The organism is Dyadobacter sp. BE31 (assembly GCF_031457695.1).
Classification (GTDB): domain Bacteria; phylum Bacteroidota; class Bacteroidia; order Cytophagales; family Spirosomataceae; genus Dyadobacter.
Genome location: NZ_JAVDXA010000005.1, coordinates 21,437 through 35,087 on the forward strand (window position 1 = coordinate 21,437; position 13,651 = coordinate 35,087).

The window sequence follows — 13,651 nt, forward strand, 5'->3', positions numbered from 1 at the left end:
CGGCGGGCAAAGTTAAGCAGACTTTCTGTATTTTACCTTTTACGCTTGTAGCTCGAAGGAACATTAAACGGAAAACCGGGACTTTGGTTTACCAATTCCACCTTGCTGTGTTTGAGGCGCATGGTTGTTTCGAGTTTCTGCTGTTCTTTGGAAAGCACGTTCAGGTTGATATGACTAATGAACGGGAAAAGGAAGCTGCCCACCGCCCGGAAATCCTCGTAATCCAGCGTAAAAGTGTTCTGTGTAGGCACTTCCGTTGCTTTCAGGCGTGAGAGCTTTTGATTTTTTTCGGCAATGTAGTTGTCCACTTCCAGCCTGTCGACGGCCTGTTTGAGGACATAAAAGTCATTTTCCTTTACAAAACGGCCATTTTCCTGCATTTCGAATGGCATATTGCCGATGATCACCGATTGCAGAAGATCAAAATTCAGGTCGAAATTATATTGCTTGCTAAGCTGGTCGTAATTGAAAACGAAGTAATCGCGGTGAATTTTGTCCATAAATACAATGGAATCCCGCGTAATAATGCCGCGCGCCACTTCCAGTCCCACACCGGTCACCGACAGCCAGATAATGCTGTCTTTTTTCATCCGGATATTCACATTAGTATTATCGAAATCCTGCTTCGCGCTTTTGAAAGAAAACTTGGATTTGGCTGTCAGGTAATCGAAATCGACTTCGGCGACTTTTACCGCCGGCATCGGCTCGCCCGCATCGGGCACTACCGCCACCGTATCCGCTGCGGCGGTATCTGCGGCTATGGTATCTTTTGGCTCCGGCCCCCTGGTAATCAGGGTTGTATCGATATCCGGCTTTTGGGAAACACTTTTGGAAGAACGTGGTTTGTGACAGGCTGTGAACCACATCAGAGATATGGCTACCAGCCCGACCGTAATTTTACTGCTCATGTAATGCACCTGTTGCTATTTTTTTGTCAAGAAGTTCGGTGGTTTCTCCCATTCTCTTGGCTTTTTTCCATTGGGCCACCGCATTGTCCCGTTCTCCCAGTTTGAACAGGACGTCCCCGTAGTGCTCAACAATTGTGCCACTCACACCGTTGCTGTCGAGCATTGCCTTTTCGAGGTACTCCTTGGCTTTTTTGTAGTCTTTACGAATGTATAATACCCAGGCGTAGGTGTCCAGGTAAGTGGGGTTGTTTTGATGCTGCTGCACCAGCCTTTCCGACATTTTGAGGGCCAGATCGAGCTTTTCCTTTCTCAAAGAAAGAAAGTAGCTGTAATTGTTCAGGACGTGATCGTTGTCCGGGTCAGCTTTCAATGCGAGTTCATAGGCGGCGTCGGATTTATCGTGATCGCCTATTCCGTTGAATGCGTCGCCGAGTTGTGCGTGTATCAAAGGCAGCAACTGGGGATTTTCGCCGATCATTTTCAGGCTTTCTTCGAGAGATGAAGTGGCTTCCTTATAATTTTTCTTCATCAGATTCGCCGTCCCATTGAAATACCAGAACATGCCCTGATTCGGGAACAATTCCAATGCTTTTTCCGAATGCACCAGCATGCTGTCGGGCTGATTGAGCTGGCCGTCGAGCTGCATAATGGCGATCCAAACCTGAAATACATTGGGATCTGCTGTTGCTGCCCTGAGGTACAGCTGCCGTGCTTCGGGATATTTGCCCTGCCGTGTCAGCAAATCGGCGTAAATAACAGTCGCTTTGGATTCGTTCGGGTGTGTTTCCGAGAGCTGGCGTGCCAGTGAAACGGCCTCGTTCACCTCGTTTTCGGTTTTCAGCATCGTCAGGTAGCCCGATAGCACCCGGATTTTTGGATCGGCGTCGAGGTTAGGGTTGGCAAAAACCTGTTTCAGCTCCTGGTTGCATTTCTGCACATCGCCGTTTCTGCGGTAGATATCCGCCAGCAATACGTGCGCCTGCGCCTCGTCCGGGTTAATTTTCAATGCTTCTTCCAGTGGCGTAACTGCTTCTACAATGCGGTCGTTGGCGATCAGCATTTCGGCCAGCTCCACGCGGTAGCTAACCTCCCCGGGCTCCGCCGCAATCAGTTTTTTGCCTTCCTCTAATGCTTTGTCAAGATTGTTCTGGCGAAGATAGAGCTGCTGTTTCTGGTGTGTGATCTCTTCGGTCACACCCATTGATTTTTCCAGCTTGTTGTAAGTTTCGATCGCCTTGTCGAACTGGTCGGCAAAAACATACACGGCCGCCAATTCTATCCCATACTCGATATTCTCCGGGTTTTTGGCCACCAGCGTCTCATAAATCTGGGCGGCTTCGGAGTATTTGCGGCGTTTCGCGTAGAGTTCTGCGAGCTGCTGGGAATAGAAAATATTTTCTTTATCGAGATCATGCGCCTTTTTGGAGGCGTTGACCGCGTCGTCGTATTTTTCGAGCTTGACCAGCGCCGTAGCCACCAGGTAATGCGCGGTCGCGTCCTGCGGGCTGAGGAGCGCCAGCTTTTCAAACACCGGTAATGCGCGGTCGGGCTCGTCCTTCATCATGAATTTCATCCCCTCGGCGGCCATCGACTCCCCTTCCAGCCTTGTAAGGACGCCATCCTCTTTAACTTCCTGCTTGTCACGATCTTTCCGACGCTGGGCGTGGGCCGGCGTCATCAGCCAGGAGGCCGATACGAGGCAAATAAGAAGGGTTATTTTCAAATATTCGGTCCTCATATATGAATCGTGCGCCATCAGATCGTGGTCATGACCGGCTATTTCAGTGTAAATAACAAAGTTACCAAATTTTGTCAGTATGCTCTGCCCAAATGTCTTGGCAAATAAGTATACTAACGTGGAAATACATATAATCTTATGCCTGAATCGGCCTCCATTGCATGGTTATCGCACCGGATAGGCCGATTTTCCGAAACCGGGCAGCCCGCTGGGGCTTAGCGCTTCCACGTGTATGTCCGCGGCGCCGACGGCATCGGAATGATAGTAGCTTACCCGGGCCTTGCCGTCGCTACCGGTTTTGAGCATAGGTGCCCAGAAAACGGTCGACCGGTAATCCGGATTCGGAGCGGGAGGACTGGCAGGCCCGTATTGAGGTGTATAAAACTCACGCGGGGTGTGAAAACCGGCGATTTTAGTCACCAGCACACCCGGTACAATGTCCTGCGAATAGTCGTAATTCTCATTTCCACGCCTGGTAAGTACCGAAATAACCCCGTTTCCGCCCCTGCTTCCGTATATCGCAGCCGACGCCCCTTTCAGCACATCAATGGACTCCACATCATACACGCTCAGCGAGGTAATCAGCTGCTTATCCACCGGCATACCATCCAGTACGAAAAGCGGCTCCCCTCTGTTGCCTCTTATCGACACCACCGCATTCATCCCCGATCCCATGACCGACACGCCCGCAACCCGGCCTTGGAGCATATCGAGTATACTTGTATAGCCGGAAGACATCTGAGGCGTCACTTTCAAGGTCGCATCGGCCGAACTGTAAAGTTTACGGGAGTCGCGGGGTACTTCTTTTTTGGCCTTAATGGTAACTTCCCGAAGTAGCCGCTCGCGGTTTTCCCGGATTTTTGTAGAAATCTCCTGGTCCCTGGCCGCATTTTTGAGAAAGTCGGCCAGCCGTTGTGCATCGACGGTTACGGGTTTGAAAGGAATTTTCACCACAGAAGCGCGTGGCGGATCGAACGGATTAAGGGTGAAAGACAGGTTCTGGTTGCCTTTTTTGTTCATCCCTTGCAAACGAAGTTGCAGAGAATCGCTGAAAGCCAGGTTGTAGATTGTGAAATGACCGTTTTCGTCGGTTTCCGCGGTCATGAAATTGCTGAGGCTATCGTTGCTGACAAAGAGCGACAGCACAGTTTTTTCGGTCAATTTTTTATTGTTCCGTTTGGTATCGCCTTCGAGTGTGATACCCTGCTCGACATATCTTTTAGTCGGCGGAATGGAGTCACTCAGTACGTCTTCCCATTTGAAACGCGTCCAGCCGTGCGTCATCATGAGGTAGTCGAGGTGGATTTTGCGCTGTGGTTTTGTCGGGTCCAGATAATAGGCAGGTTGTTCTATAAGCCCTTTTAAATCAGAAGATAATAGCAAATAGGAGGCGATATTCTGATCGAACGGCTGCTGTAATATCTGACCGACGTCGGTTACCGCCAGCGAGATGTTTGCCTCAACGGGTTTGCCTGCCGAGTCGGTGACGGTTACCTCTACATCGACTTTTTCACGCGGCTTGTACTCTGCCTTCGATGGCTTGACATTGACACGCAAACTCCTCGAATGGTCCACGAACACCAGCCTTTCGCAAACGGGCTTACCGGCGTCGTCGAAAAGCGTGAGATGGGTAATACCGTCGGGAAACTCGGTGGTCGGGAGCTGCATCATTAATCCACGGTTAGTGACTTTTCCTTTTGCCACAAATGCCACAATGCCCCGCGCGTGCCCCACCACGTGGACAGGTATTTCTGCTTTTCCGGGAATTTTAGCATAGGCTATCACCCTCATTTTGAATGGATTTGACAGGTTGTCGACCAGCATAGTAAAGCCGGTGTCGTGTAATTTCGGAAATGCTACCGGCGTTACTTTTCCATTGCTTTCCTTTACAAATGCCTGGTACGACTCCCCCGTTTTAGGTGCAAACTGAAACCGCCCCATTCCCAAATGTTCGCTTTTGAATGAAGCAACGGTGTCGCCACTTTGGGCCAAAACGAAACCTGTTACATCCTGGGCAAGTCCGGCTTCATTCACAGCCTTGAACGCGACGCGGGTGTTGATGTCCGCGACCAGCTGCCCTCCCTCCGGAAAAAATTGCAGGTCTATTTTACTGCCAGCCGTGTTTGGCGTGTTAGATTCTTCGTAATCAAATACATACACATTTTTTTGGAAGAAAAAGTCTTCGGAGGAGTTGCGCATCCAATTGGTGTATGCGCGGATCGTGTAAGCGCCGGGCGCCAGCGAATCGGCGAGGACGAACTCGCCGTGGCCAACGCCTCCGGTCATTTGTACACGTTTCAAAGCCGCATTCCTTCCCGAGCGCTGCTCGATCAGGTCCACGTAGAGCAGGTTACTGGCACTATCCGCGAGATGCAGCGACCCCTCGGTAAGATATGCTTTGAACCAGAGCGTATCGCCGGTTACGTAATAGGGCTTGTCGAGGTGGAGGTAGGCCTTTTCGACGGGCCGCGCGCCACGGTATTTATTTAATTTGTTGGAAATGAATTGAGTGAAGTCTTCTTCCGACCATTGGAATGCTGTGATAAGTAATGTAATGGCGGCAAGTAATGCACTGTTGATGAAGGTTTTTTTCCACGGCATATCGTTGATCAAGATTTGTTATATATGCAATTTACCTAAAATAAACTTGCAAAATAATTCTACTGATTCAGCTTACTAACCAGCAAATAAACGGGATAGCTTATCACAAGGAATAGCAGTGCATACTGGCTGCTCGGAAGGTCCTGAATGATGGCGCCGACCAGAAAAGCGATGGACAGAATCAGCATTAATACAGGCAGAAAAGGGTAGGCGGGGACTTTCCATGGCCTGGGCAAATCGGGTTCTTTTTTTCGTAATGCGAGCAGCGAGGCAAATCCGGAGGTGTAGCCGAGAACAAAAAAGAACGTCGCGATGTCGGATAGTTTTTCTGTCGCGTCTTTTCCGGTGAGAATCAATGTGATAGCCACTGCGGAGGTAATGAGCATTGCCACTGCCGGCGTGCCGCCCTGGTTCACGGTAACGCCGGATCTGAGGAACAGTCCGTCGCGGCTCATGGAGTAGAGCACGCGGGGATTGAACAACAGCTGCGCATTGACGATGCCGAGAATTGAAATCATCAGGAACAGGGTCACAATTTTGCCGGAACCTTCGCCGAAAATCAGGGTAATTGCATCGGCCGCGGCCAGTTTCGATTGTGCGAGCCGGTCCATTGGCAACACGTGGAGAATGGCAAGATTGCAGAGCAGGTAAATGGCAATGATGACTAAAACCCCCCCGATCATCGATTTGGGCAGGTTTTTGGAAGGATCACGGTCTTCTTCGGAAAAATAGGCCGCAGTATGCCAGCCGTCGTAGGTGTAAAATATGGCTTGTAAAGAGAAAACCACGGGCGCTATCCAGGAGCCCGTTTCGATGATTTTGCTCGTGGTGACCTGCGCTTCTTCCACAGTAACCTCATTGCCATACAAATAACAAACCGCCACGAATGCGAAGAGCCCGATACCTTTCAGCAAGCTCATGATGTTCTGAAAACTGCTCGCCAATGCCAGCCCGATCCAGTGTATGACCGTGAGTGCGAGCAGGATAGCCGCTGCCACATACGATTCAAAACCGGCCAGGGAGGGAAGCAGCAGTGCCAGGTATTCGCTCATCGTATATACCCCGAAACCCAGCGCCGAACAGGTGCCCAGCCAGCTGTTGATCCCGACCACGAAGCCTGCGTAATTCCCGAACGCACGCTGTGCATACACGTACCACGCCCCCGCCCGCGGGACCGACGTGCCGAGTTCGATCGTACATAACGTTCCAAGAAATGCGTAGAGGCTCACTCCGACCCACAGCGCCATGATCAGCCCTGGATCGCCCAGCTGCGCCGCAATAGGGCCCGGCTTCCGTAGAATGCCGGTGCCGATGGTGCCGCCGACGGTCACGGCGACGCCGAATCCGACGCCCAGGATCTTGAAAAGTTCGTTTCGGGTAGAAGGTTGCTGCATGGGTGGGAGTGAAAATGTGCTTTTCGAAAATAGAAAACTTTTTCTGAATGTAACTCCTATCTTCGTCATCAAATACCGCGCAATCGCCAATTTCCATCACGCCGCCATGTTTAGGGCTAAGAACCTTTGGATCATTCATTTGTTGGGATGGGTACTGTTTATGAGCCTGCCGCTCACGATTGTTTCGCGTGCGCCTCGTGCTGATTTTCCCGTGCAGGTGCTGCAATCGGGCTGGTTCTGGCTGTTTTTCCTGGTATATGCGATATTGTTTTACGGCAATTTGCGGGTGTTGATCCCTAAGCTGTATCTGAAACAGCATTATGTGGCCTATGGAGGCGTATTTGTGGGGCTATTTATATCGATTTATTTTTCGCAGCCCTTTGAGAAGCTCATATTCAGGAAGTTTCAGGAGGAGCAGCGGGGTAGGGAAGTGATGCCCGAGCCGCCGCGGGATGGATTCGGTGAGGGCCGCCCGCCCGGTCCGCCGCAAGGTCCCAAACCCCGCCGGATGCCGCGGCCTGGACAGGAAAGGGCCGTCGATTTCGTGAGTCTGACGCTTTTCATGGTCGTTTGGGCGATAGCCATGGCGATTCGCCTTTCGCAGGAATGGCGGCAGTCGGAGCGGCGGGCGATTCTTTACGAGGCCGAGAAGGCTCATGCCGAGCTTTCGTTTTTCAAGGCGCAGATCAACCCGCATTTTCTTTTCAATACCCTCAACAACATTTATGCCCTGGCCGTGAGCAGCAGCGCGCATACGGCGCCGAGCATTCTCAAATTGTCGCAAATGATGCGGTACATTACCGAGGAGGCGACCGAAAACTACGTTCCGCTGGAAGATGAGCTTGCTTGCCTCGAAAACTATGTGGAGTTGCAAAAGTTGCGGTTGAATGCCAAAACCAGTCTGGATTTCAGCGTAAAAGGCCAGGCGGAAGGCATTAAAATTGCGCCCCTGATCCTGATGACTTTCGTGGAAAATGCATTTAAATACGGTGTAAGTAATCACCGGGAATCGGTGATACGCATTGCCGTCGAGATTCTGGGGGACTCTGTTCGATTCTTTTGCCAAAACCGGATTATTGAACGGAGCAAGGATGAGGAGCGTACAGGGGTAGGTATTTTGAATACCCGGAAACGGCTCGATTTACTTTATAGCGGATCGTACGACCTCGATATACGTAATGACGGGGAGCTTTTTACTGTGCATTTAAAACTCTTGGGACGATGAAATGCGTGATCATTGACGACGAGCCGCTGGCGTTGAGCGTACTCGAAAAATACATTGCCGCATTTCCGGTGCTGGAATTAACCGCAATGTTCGACGATGCGATTGAAGGTGGCCGGTTTCTGAAAGCCAATGTGGTGGATTTGCTTTTCATAGACATCAATATGCCCGACTTGTCGGGATTGGAGCTGGTTGCCAGGCTGGACAACAGGCCGATGGTCGTTTTTACGACTGCTCATAAGAAATTCGCCTATGAGGGTTTTGAACTCGAAGCGGTGGATTACCTTTTGAAACCGATTTCAATTGAACGTTTCGAAAAGGCGGTGCAAAAGGCTGCCGAACGTTTCGAACTGAAAAAAGCGAGAGAAAAGGGGGAGTCTATCGTGGTCCGTTCGGAGTACAGGGCGATCAAGATTGCATCGAATGACATTGCCTATATCGAGGGAATGGAAGATTATATTAAAATCCATTTGCTGAGTTCCCGTCACCCGGTCATGACGCTCATGTCGCTGAAAGGGATTCTTGAAATTTTACCCGAAAACGGCTTCAGCAGAATTCACCGGAGCTATATCGTGCCCAATTTACAGGTGAAATCTATTCAGAATAAGAAAGTTAAGCTTTTGTCGGGCGCTGAGTTACCCGTAAGCGACAGCTATGTCGACTTCATCGAAAAATGGAAGAACCAGCAAACCTGATTTCAGCAAGCCTGCCGATTCACCGGTAAAATCGGGCCATTGACCGATACAATCCGCTTGTTCCGCAACAAAGGGAGAAACAGATACGATAATGTATTTGAACTCACAGAACTGCTGCAATTATGGAACGCAAAGAATTTTTGAAAAAAGGATTTTCGGCATTGGGACTGGCGGCGATCATACCCGTGATCAGCTGCTCCAATGATACTGTGGATCCCGTAGAAACCTCAACTGACACAACCGGTACAACGTCCGGTAGTACTTCGGGCTCTACCTCCGGAACCTGCACCACGACGGCCTCCGAAACAGAAGGGCCATTCCCGACGAAATCGCCCGCGAGCCTGGTTTCGAACGACATTACTTCCGACCGCACCGGAACCAAGCTGACGGTCAACATCACTATTCAGAATAAAAACAACAGCTGTGAAGGCCTGGCAGGTGCATTGGTGGATATCTGGCATTGTGATGCGGCAGGTAATTACTCTGAGTACGGCGGCACAGGTATGCAGTCGACAAACTACACGAGCGTGCATTTCCTCCGCGGTCGCCAGACGACCGATGCCAATGGCCTTGTGACTTTCACGAGCATTTATCCGGGTTGGTACTCGGGTCGCGCGGTGCACATTCATGTACACGTGTATAATGCGAGCGGAAAATCGTTGCTGGTGACTCAAATCGCATTTCCGGAAGAAATCAGCAAGGTTGTATTTGCGCAGGGCGTGTACGCGAGCCACGGCCAGGCCGACACCACGAATGCGAGAGATAACGTCTTCGGCGACGGCGTAAGCACCGAGCTGTCGACTGTTACCGGCAGCGTTTCCGCAGGGTATGTATTGACCCACGCAATTGTGGTAAGTGCTTAATTTGACTTCGGCTGTCGGCTTTCGGCAGTCGGACTTTTTTGTTTAATGCAGGATTTTGGACCGCCGACCGCTGAAATACTAGTCAAGCCGACAGCCGACGGCCGAAAGCCGAAGTATACATCTATGTTCCCAACAACCCAAGCTCAAATATATCTCGAAAGCTTTCGCGGGCAGTTTCTGGCGGATGGCTTCCGGAGTTTCAGGACTTTCAATTTTGAGGAATACCATGCTGCCGATCGCGGGCCGTTCGGCACGCTGGAAGTCCTGAATGATGAGACGCTGATGCCGGAATGCAGTCATGCATTGCGGGTGGAGCGGTTTTGTCAGATCATTTTGTTGCCGGTGGTGGGGGCGATCGAGGTCGGGGAAAAGGGTAGGGAGCCGAGGTTCGTCAACTCCGGAGAGGCGTTGTTTTTGCCTGCGTCGCCCGATGGAGTCTATACTATTACCAATCCATATCCTGATGAGGCGATCAACTATTTGCAGATCAGGATCAATGACAGTTCGTTTTTAAGCACCCCGATGCCATTATCAGGCATCACTGTTCAATTTGATTTAAGTGAGAAAAATGTCCTTCTTCCGGTAGGTGGGCATAACGGAAGTGCCACGCAGCTGTTTATAGGCCAATACGACGGTCGGGAAGAAGGTATTTTCGCCAGCGGGAATGCGGGTCATAACGCATTCATTTTCGTGATCGAAGGGGCATTTGAAGTGCAGAACCGGCTGCTGGAACGGCGGGATGGATTGGCCTTGGGTAATGCGGAAGCGATAGAATTCGAGGCGTTGTCGAATAGGGCGATTTTGTTGGTGATTGATATTGGAGATTAGGGCTGATAAAATATGAAAATCAGCTCTTTAACTCTTTCGAAGTGATCGTCTGTCGACAAAAGTGGAATACCCAGGAAAATGGATGTAGCAGCAATTATGGCGTCGGGGAGTGTGAGATTGTATTGACGCTGGATGTAAATGGCAATTTCCTTGATTCCATCAATCAGGCCGATGACTATGCATTCATTCAAAAACTTTTCAACCCAAGGCCCTTCCTCGACGGGTATTGCTCGATAACCCAATAATTCCAATTCGCCAACAATGGAAATGTAAGCTTCTGTGTCTTGCAAAAGTACAGCCAGATGTTGATCGCCTCTAAAGATGTTGATCGCAATATCTGTGTCAATCAGGATCTTGGTTCCACTCATTTTCTCGATCGGTTTTCTGGATGTCGTCATTAAATTTGATTACGCCTACAAATTTTTGAGCATTAAGTTTTTTCCCGTTTGCGCTGAATGCGGCAGGCGGAAAAACCTTCGAATGTGCAGTAGGGGAAAATACCTCATTTAGCATTTGACCTTTTTTCAAAATCACTTTCATGGTTAGCAGTGGTTGGGTTGATAAATTAAAAATAAGCTGAAAAGACATAAGGAAATTGATAAATGTGTGAACAGCCGTACTGGATGATCAGGAGGTGGATAGATCCTATGCAGGTTCTCCGCAACGGCAAATTTTGCTATTGTTGGACTTGGACTTATCTTTCAACACAATCAAAATTGAGGTTTCCATGTTATATTCGTGTTAAGGTAAATACACATAACTATGGAAATAACGATCGATATCCCAGAGAATGAAGCTCCATTCGTGTTGGAGCTATTGAAGAACTTGAAATTTTTGACAATCAGAAAGGCTGAGCCGCAAAATTCATTTGCAGACTTTCGTAGTGAATGGGCGAAGCTTTCTAGCCGTTTACCACAAACGGATCCAGATATCACAGAAGACGAAATTCTTGCCGAGATAAAAGCAGTTCGGGCGGCTAGAAATGCGAAGTAGTGCATATAGTCATTGACACCACAGACTATATCAGTGCTCTCATCGGAAAAACGCACCGGGCTAAGTTGGAGCGCATTTTCTTGAATGAGAATATTCAGATATTGGCTGATATCACCCTTTTAGAAGAGATCTCCGAAGTCGCTTATCGTGAGAAGTTCCGGAAATACATTACAATTGAGGATGCCGATGAGTTTATCAGTTCGTTAAAACGGCGCCTAAAACCTGTTGTCGTAACATCCGTTATCGATGCCAGCCCGGATCCTGAGGACAATTTCATTCTCGCATTAGCCAGAGACGGCAAGGCAGAATATATTGTAACCGGTGATAAGCGGGGCTTGTTGGAACTAGGATCTTTCGAAGAAATTCCAATTGTTCGTCTGCAAGCCTTTTTAGACATTTTGACCTTACCATAAAACACAAAAACCGCGGATGCCGTTTTCACAGCATCCGCGGTTTTGCATTAAATGTATATTCTTAAAGAACTGCTTCGGCGAGAACCAATACTTTGTTATTCAGCACTTCCACAACACCACCGTCGATGACGAAGTTTTGCTTTGCAGCGCCGGTATCGACTACCACATCACCTTTGCCCAGCGTGCTGACCAGCGGCGCGTGACGGTTCAGAACCTGAAACTGTCCTTCTGTACCCGGTAATGTTACGGCATTCGCCTCGCCGGCAAATACCTTTTTATCTGGGGTAATGATTTCTAAATGCATGATTAGAAAGTTTATGAGCTTATGAGCCTATGAGTTTAGAGTTTATGAGACTATACTCATGGACTCATAAACTCATGAACTCTATAACTTACCGGCCTGCTTCCGCCAGCATTTTTTCTCCTTTCGCCTGAGCGTCTTCGATGGTTCCAACGAGGTTGAAAGCCATTTCAGGAAGGTGATCGTAAGCACCGTCCATGATCAGGTTGAAGCCTTTGATAGTATCATTGATATCTACCAATACACCTTTCAAACCTGTGAACTGCTCAGCAACGAAGAATGGCTGCGAAAGGAAGCGCTCTACGCGACGTGCACGTGATACAACCAGTTTGTCCTCTTCGGAAAGTTCTTCCATACCAAGGATCGCGATGATATCCTGCAATTCTTTGTAACGCTGAAGAATGTTTTTCACACGTTGTGCACAGTCGTAGTGAGCTGCACCGAGTGTTTCAGCATTCAAGATACGTGAAGCGGAGTCAAGCGGATCCACAGCAGGGTAGATACCTTTCTCAGATACTTTACGGCTCAATACGGTCGTAGCATCCAAGTGGGCAAATGTTGTTGCAGGCGCAGGGTCAGTCAAGTCATCCGCAGGTACGTAAACCGCTTGTACGGAAGTGATTGAACCACGTTTTGTAGAGGTGATACGCTCCTGCATCTGGCCCATTTCAGTAGCAAGCGTAGGCTGGTAACCTACCGCAGATGGCATACGTCCCAAAAGAGCGGATACCTCTGAACCAGCTTGTGTAAAACGGAAAATGTTATCGATAAAGAAAAGGATATCGCGGCCTTGACCTTCGCCATCTCCGTCACGGAAATACTCAGCCATGGTCAAACCTGACAAAGCTACACGAGCACGTGCGCCAGGAGGTTCGTTCATCTGGCCGAACACGAATGTCGCCTGCGAATCTTTCAGTGTATTATAATCAACTTTGGAGATATCCCAGCCGCCTTCTTCCATGCTGTGCTTGAAATCCTCGCCGTATTTGATGATACCCGCTTCGATCATCTCACGCATCAGGTCATTACCTTCACGTGTACGCTCACCCACACCGGCGAATACCGAAAGACCGGAATATGCTTTCGCGATGTTGTTGATCAGCTCCTGGATCAATACGGTTTTACCTACACCCGCACCACCGAACAAACCGATCTTACCACCTTTTACGTAAGGAGCAAGAAGGTCGATTACCTTGATACCTGTGAAAAGTACCTCGGTAGCGGTTGCCAGCTCTTCGAATTTGGGAGCCGCGCGGTGAATGGAGATACCATTTGAAGAATCCAACGGAGTAAGACCGTCGATCGCTTCACCGATTACGTTGAACAGACGTCCTTTGATGCCTTCGCCGATTGGCATTTTGATAGGCGCTCCAAGCGGAGTAACCTGCATGCCGCGTTGCATACCTTCTGTACTATCCATCGCGATAGTACGGATACGGTCTTCGCCCAGGTGCTGCTGGCACTCAAGAACTACTTTCTGACCGTTTGGTTTGATGACTTCCAACGCATCAAGGATCGCAGGGATACGTCCGCTGTCCTCAAATGATACGTCTACAACCGGGCCAATTACCTGCGTAATTTTTCCTACGTTTGCTGCGTTTGCCATTATATAATTTTGATTATCTCGGATGAGGTTTTTTTCAGACCGCAAAAGTAGGAGATAATTTGGTCAGTACCAATAGCAGACGAGGCGAA

14 protein-coding genes are annotated in these 13,651 nt (G+C 49.3%); 6 read left to right on the forward strand and 8 right to left on the reverse strand.

The window, feature by feature from the left end; translation table 11 throughout:
- Nucleotides 1-32 precede the first annotated feature (32 nt).
- The 4 genes from J2Y43_RS23305 to J2Y43_RS23320 form a co-directional block, all read right to left on the reverse strand.
- Nucleotides 33-908 (reverse strand): DUF4292 domain-containing protein, encoded by an 876-nt coding sequence (locus tag J2Y43_RS23305; protein WP_309988901.1) that lies wholly within the window; start codon nt 906-908, stop codon nt 33-35.
- Complete coding sequence (locus J2Y43_RS23310) at nt 898-2,646, reverse strand: tetratricopeptide repeat protein (RefSeq protein WP_309988898.1); 1,749 nt, start codon at nt 2,644-2,646, stop codon at nt 898-900. The genes J2Y43_RS23305 and J2Y43_RS23310 overlap by 11 nt, the downstream gene beginning before the upstream one ends.
- Before the next feature lie 165 nt (nt 2,647-2,811).
- Nucleotides 2,812-5,247 (reverse strand): TonB-dependent receptor plug domain-containing protein, encoded by a 2,436-nt coding sequence (locus tag J2Y43_RS23315; protein WP_309988894.1) that lies wholly within the window; start codon nt 5,245-5,247, stop codon nt 2,812-2,814.
- A 59-nt stretch (nt 5,248-5,306) separates the two neighbouring features.
- Nucleotides 5,307-6,641, reverse strand: coding sequence for an APC family permease (locus J2Y43_RS23320; RefSeq protein WP_309988892.1), 1,335 nt, complete (start codon nt 6,639-6,641; stop codon nt 5,307-5,309).
- Between J2Y43_RS23320 and J2Y43_RS23325 the strand changes: the two genes are divergently transcribed.
- The 4 genes from J2Y43_RS23325 to J2Y43_RS23340 all read left to right on the forward strand — a co-directional run bounded on the left by J2Y43_RS23325 (nt 6,607) and on the right by J2Y43_RS23340 (nt 10,249).
- Nucleotides 6,607-7,866 (forward strand): sensor histidine kinase, encoded by a 1,260-nt coding sequence (locus J2Y43_RS23325; RefSeq protein ID WP_310226653.1) that lies wholly within the window; start codon nt 6,607-6,609, stop codon nt 7,864-7,866. The two genes, J2Y43_RS23320 and J2Y43_RS23325, sit on opposite strands and share 35 nt — an antisense overlap.
- Nucleotides 7,863-8,558 (forward strand): LytTR family DNA-binding domain-containing protein, encoded by a 696-nt coding sequence (locus J2Y43_RS23330; RefSeq protein WP_309988887.1) that lies wholly within the window; start codon nt 7,863-7,865, stop codon nt 8,556-8,558. The genes J2Y43_RS23325 and J2Y43_RS23330 overlap by 4 nt, the downstream gene beginning before the upstream one ends.
- Nucleotides 8,559-8,680: 122 nt before the next feature.
- A complete protein-coding gene (locus J2Y43_RS23335) occupies nt 8,681-9,421 on the forward strand; it encodes an intradiol ring-cleavage dioxygenase (protein ID WP_309988886.1) in 741 nt (246 codons plus the stop codon).
- A 123-nt stretch (nt 9,422-9,544) separates the two neighbouring features.
- Entirely contained in the window at nt 9,545-10,249 is a 705-nt protein-coding gene (locus tag J2Y43_RS23340) for a hypothetical protein (RefSeq protein WP_309988883.1), read from the forward strand.
- Here the strand turns inward: J2Y43_RS23340 and J2Y43_RS23345 are convergent.
- Both J2Y43_RS23345 and J2Y43_RS23350 read right to left on the reverse strand, forming a co-directional pair.
- The gene (locus J2Y43_RS23345) at nt 10,246-10,617 is read right to left on the reverse strand and encodes a PIN domain-containing protein (RefSeq protein WP_309988880.1); all 372 of its coding nucleotides are present in this window, start codon (nt 10,615-10,617) and stop codon (nt 10,246-10,248) included. The genes J2Y43_RS23340 and J2Y43_RS23345 overlap by 4 nt on opposite strands.
- Entirely contained in the window at nt 10,592-10,789 is a 198-nt protein-coding gene (locus tag J2Y43_RS23350) for a hypothetical protein (protein ID WP_309988877.1), read from the reverse strand. Before J2Y43_RS23350 ends, J2Y43_RS23345 begins: the two co-directional genes overlap by 26 nt.
- Nucleotides 10,790-11,011: 222 nt before the next feature.
- Between J2Y43_RS23350 and J2Y43_RS23355 the strand changes: the two genes are divergently transcribed.
- Nucleotides 11,012-11,242: a hypothetical protein gene (locus J2Y43_RS23355; RefSeq protein ID WP_309988874.1), complete on the forward strand. Its 231-nt coding sequence runs from the start codon at nt 11,012-11,014 to the stop codon at nt 11,240-11,242.
- Nucleotides 11,242-11,655 (forward strand): putative toxin-antitoxin system toxin component, PIN family, encoded by a 414-nt coding sequence (locus tag J2Y43_RS23360; RefSeq protein ID WP_309988871.1) that lies wholly within the window; start codon nt 11,242-11,244, stop codon nt 11,653-11,655. Before J2Y43_RS23355 ends, J2Y43_RS23360 begins: the two co-directional genes overlap by 1 nt.
- Before the next feature lie 61 nt (nt 11,656-11,716).
- Here J2Y43_RS23360 and atpC read toward each other — a convergent pair whose 3' ends face one another.
- The gene (atpC, locus tag J2Y43_RS23365) at nt 11,717-11,959 is read right to left on the reverse strand and encodes an ATP synthase F1 subunit epsilon (RefSeq protein WP_223406105.1); all 243 of its coding nucleotides are present in this window, start codon (nt 11,957-11,959) and stop codon (nt 11,717-11,719) included.
- A gap of 88 nt (nt 11,960-12,047) precedes the next feature.
- Entirely contained in the window at nt 12,048-13,562 is a 1,515-nt protein-coding gene (gene atpD / locus J2Y43_RS23370) for a F0F1 ATP synthase subunit beta (protein ID WP_223406103.1), read from the reverse strand.
- Nucleotides 13,563-13,651: the final 89 nt, after the last annotated feature.

What these genes read in the sequence shown, in the direction of transcription:
- J2Y43_RS23305 (WP_309988901.1), bottom strand. Translation starts at nt 908, where the DNA reads ATGAGCAGTAAAATTACGGTCGGGCTGGTAGCCATATCTCTGATGTGG.
- J2Y43_RS23310 (WP_309988898.1), bottom strand. Translation starts at nt 2,646, where the DNA reads ATGAGGACCGAATATTTGAAAATAACCCTTCTTATTTGCCTCGTATCG.
- J2Y43_RS23315 (WP_309988894.1), bottom strand. Translation starts at nt 5,247, where the DNA reads ATGCCGTGGAAAAAAACCTTCATCAACAGTGCATTACTTGCCGCCATT.
- J2Y43_RS23320 (WP_309988892.1), bottom strand. Translation starts at nt 6,641, where the DNA reads ATGCAGCAACCTTCTACCCGAAACGAACTTTTCAAGATCCTGGGCGTC.
- J2Y43_RS23330 (WP_309988887.1), top strand. Translation starts at nt 7,863, where the DNA reads ATGAAATGCGTGATCATTGACGACGAGCCGCTGGCGTTGAGCGTACTC.
- J2Y43_RS23335 (WP_309988886.1), top strand. Translation starts at nt 8,681, where the DNA reads ATGGAACGCAAAGAATTTTTGAAAAAAGGATTTTCGGCATTGGGACTG.
- J2Y43_RS23340 (WP_309988883.1), top strand. Translation starts at nt 9,545, where the DNA reads ATGTTCCCAACAACCCAAGCTCAAATATATCTCGAAAGCTTTCGCGGG.
- J2Y43_RS23345 (WP_309988880.1), bottom strand. Translation starts at nt 10,617, where the DNA reads ATGAGTGGAACCAAGATCCTGATTGACACAGATATTGCGATCAACATC.
- J2Y43_RS23350 (WP_309988877.1), bottom strand. Translation starts at nt 10,789, where the DNA reads ATGAAAGTGATTTTGAAAAAAGGTCAAATGCTAAATGAGGTATTTTCC.
- J2Y43_RS23355 (WP_309988874.1), top strand. Translation starts at nt 11,012, where the DNA reads ATGGAAATAACGATCGATATCCCAGAGAATGAAGCTCCATTCGTGTTG.
- atpC (WP_223406105.1), bottom strand. Translation starts at nt 11,959, where the DNA reads ATGCATTTAGAAATCATTACCCCAGATAAAAAGGTATTTGCCGGCGAG.
- atpD (WP_223406103.1), bottom strand. Translation starts at nt 13,562, where the DNA reads ATGGCAAACGCAGCAAACGTAGGAAAAATTACGCAGGTAATTGGCCCG.